Source organism: Aquidulcibacter sp. (genome assembly GCF_044346625.1).
In the GTDB taxonomy this organism is placed as follows: Bacteria; Pseudomonadota; Alphaproteobacteria; order Caulobacterales; family Aquidulcibacteraceae; genus Aquidulcibacter.
Genome location: NZ_JBIIYV010000155.1, coordinates 1 through 3,000, shown reverse-complemented (window position 1 = coordinate 3,000; position 3,000 = coordinate 1). Strand labels below are relative to the sequence as shown.

Below are 3,000 nucleotides of genomic sequence, written 5' to 3'. Positions count from 1 at the left end.
GAAACTCTCGCACCTTTAAGCAATGATCCCATCGTCATGCTCAGCGCAGTCCCCTGAACATGATCAACTCAGCCCTAAACCGGCTACATCATGACGCCGCTGTTACACCACGCCGTGGGACACGATCCCGTGCTATTACTTGTCAAACCTCATCGCCGCAAAAAACGCCAATCCTAAATGGTCCAAATTTCAGCTAGCAGAGCATTGCCAGACCTTTCCCGGAATCAAAAAGAAGGCAATTAGCCCGAATTTATATCGACATAGAACCCGTCAAAGACTGGACTAGTTGGCCGCGGGACTTCCACCTTCTTCCTGACGATGTTTTCGAAACGCTCGCCGACCAGGTCCACCATTGCTTGCAGGGGATCGTCGCGCAGGTGGGCATAGCGCTCTGTGGTCTTTATTTGGGTATGGCCGAGCGCTTTTCCGATAAGCTGCAAGCTTGCGCCGGCTTCCGCGGCAAACGAGGCAAAGGAGTGGCGTAGATCATGAAGCCGCAGATCCGGTAGATCAGCTTCAATCCGTATTCGGTCCCAGACACCTGGCAATGCTTGGGTGTGACCTGAAGTCGAGTTAGGGCGTTGGGCAGGGAAGACAAAAAGGCTATCTCGCGGGATCTGTGCAAGCGTTTCCATGGCGGCATTCGAGAGCGGAATTCGCCTTGCTCCAGTCTTGGACCGCTCGGACGAAAGGACAATGCGACGGCGGTCCATGTCGATCTCGCGCCACTTCAAGCCCTCGATCTCGCCTCGGCGGGCACCTGTCATGATCAATAGCCTGACCATCAAACCATATTGGGAATGGATCTCGCCACGGCGTTCGAGCTCCTCGATCGCATCGAACAGACGTTGTGCCTCATTCATGCTGATAAAGCGTTCTCTCCTTTCGAGTTTGTAGCGCACCACACCCTTGGTTGGATGCTTGGCCAAAAGGCCGCGCGTGACGGCCCAGTTCATCATCGCCTGGAAACTGACCACCGACAAAGCGGCGGTAGTCTTCCCTCCCTTGATTGTAATCAAACCGCGCTTCTTCTCTGATTTGGTCTTTCGAGCCGTCTTGCCGTTTGCAATATCAACCTGAACCTTAGCGAGGTCGGCAGGGACCAGACTGGAAGCGATCCGCTTTCCGATCAGCGGACGGATATGCGAGTGAAGGCTCGACCGGTCCCCCTCCCAGCTGCTTTCCCGCTTGTTCGGCTTATCGGCCGGACCTTCTTTGAGATAAAGATCGATGAGGTCATCGACCGTCATATCGTCGCGTCTGGCAACCTTTTGAACCTGAGGGTCGATGCCCTGGCTCAGGTCAGCTAAGACTTCGCGAGCGCGCACTCTAGCCGCTTCAACTGTCCAGGGAGAGCCAACCGTACCGATTGTGTAGAGCTTCTGTTGACGGCCCATGCGGTACTTAACCGCGAACCGCTTTTCACCAGATCGATAGACACGAAGACATAATCCGTGTACATCACTATCGGCACAACGCTTCTCCAACGCCTCCGGCGGTTGCACGGAATCGATGAAGCGTTTGCTGAGCTTGACCCTGTCTTCCATGGTGATGCTCCTCTGATTTTTGGCACGCAAAATGCGGGCCAGAGACACTCAAATGCGCGTTTTCGCGCTACCACCGCGGTACCACCGCGGTACCAAATTCGGGTAATTCGAGGGTATCAGTAGGAAAATCATTTTGACTTGTCGAGCTATTTATTGATTTAAATCAACCAGTTGGCACTACCATAAAATCGTCCGAAAACGGACGATGAGGCGATGGCATTCAAGAGGTCAGGGGTTCGACTCCCCTTGGCTCCACCATTTTATAAACCGACCAATCAAACAGTAGGCTATCGCCAGGATGAAGTGATGGAATGGCTTTCACGGCGGCGTCGGGTTTCGACCTGGGCGCAGGGAATGTAACAGAGCATCTATGGTCGGCGGTAATCTAGCAAAGGCGGCTGGGTCAACGGGACTCTCGTGCTTACCGAGGGCCTCTAAGGGCTCAGGTCAGCATGTTTGGCGATATTCCAGAAGCCATTCAATCCTATCTCGATTATGATGCAATCGCGCGTGATCTAAGAATGGACTACCCAGAAATCACGATAGGCGGCACGCGCTACATATACCGATGCGATTAACGCCGCATCGAGAAAGCCAGCCGCCTTCGGTTGTCTTTCTTCTTAGCCAACTCTTGGGGTTTCACCCCGCCGTTTGCGAACCCGCCCACCATGGCATCCCCAAAAAAACCATAGGAAGCAAGCGGACTTTAAAGCGGACTTATAAGCGGCAAGATTTGTTCTATGCAAACCCATAAAACTATGATTTAATTGTGTTTGTAGGATAAATAAAGCGGACTTTGAAGCGGACTTTTATATGACAGAAGATGCAGGCGATTCAATTGGGGCAATGGAACCTTTAGGCATTGGTGAATCCAGTCGCTACCGCGCAGCCGTATCCGAATTAGCCTTCGATCTTACACAAAAATCTGCATCCTTCAAAGGCGGGCTTCCGCCGACCATCGTGGCATCCTTGGCAAATCTTGTCCGCTCCATGAATTGCTACTACTCAAACCTAATAGAAGGGCATGATACGCACCCGATTGATATTGAACGCGCATTGAATAGTGATTTTAGCGCAGACCCCAAAAAGCGCGATCTTCAATTGGAAGCCAAGGCGCACATCTCAGTCCAAAAATGGATCGATGACGGCGGCCTTGATGGTAATGCTGGCGTGACCGAGGAAGGCATCAAAGACATTCACAAACGCTTTTATGATGAAGTTCCCGACGAATTCAAATACGCCGTTAATCCCGACACGGGTGAGCGCGTCAAAGTGATAGGCGGCCAATATCGCGGCAACTACGTTAAAGTCGGCAATCTTGTTCCTATAAGCGCGGGCGCAATCCCGCGCTTTATGAAACGATTTGAAGATCATTATTCAAAGCTATCTAAACTTGAAACCGTAATATCAGCCGCCGCCGCGCATCACCGCCTTGCATGGATACATCCATTTA

The 3,000-nt window shown here is 52.0% G+C and carries 3 protein-coding genes; 2 read left to right on the top strand and 1 reads right to left on the bottom strand.

Translation table 11 applies throughout. The annotated features are described in order from the left end of the window. Positions 1–239: 239 nt before the first annotated feature. The gene (locus tag ACIQ20_RS16370) at positions 240–1,547 is read right to left on the bottom strand and encodes a tyrosine-type recombinase/integrase (RefSeq protein ID WP_395782200.1); all 1,308 of its coding nucleotides are present in this window, start codon (positions 1,545–1,547) and stop codon (positions 240–242) included. A gap of 452 nt (positions 1,548–1,999) precedes the next feature. Between ACIQ20_RS16370 and ACIQ20_RS16365 the strand changes: the two genes are divergently transcribed. After that, on the top strand, positions 2,000–2,125 hold the full coding sequence (locus ACIQ20_RS16365) for a hypothetical protein (RefSeq protein ID WP_395782198.1): 126 nt from the start codon (positions 2,000–2,002) through the stop codon (positions 2,123–2,125). Positions 2,126–2,360: 235 nt separating this feature from the next. Further along, positions 2,361–3,000: Fic family protein (locus ACIQ20_RS16360; RefSeq protein WP_395782196.1), on the top strand; the 640-nt coding region annotated here is incomplete at its 3' end.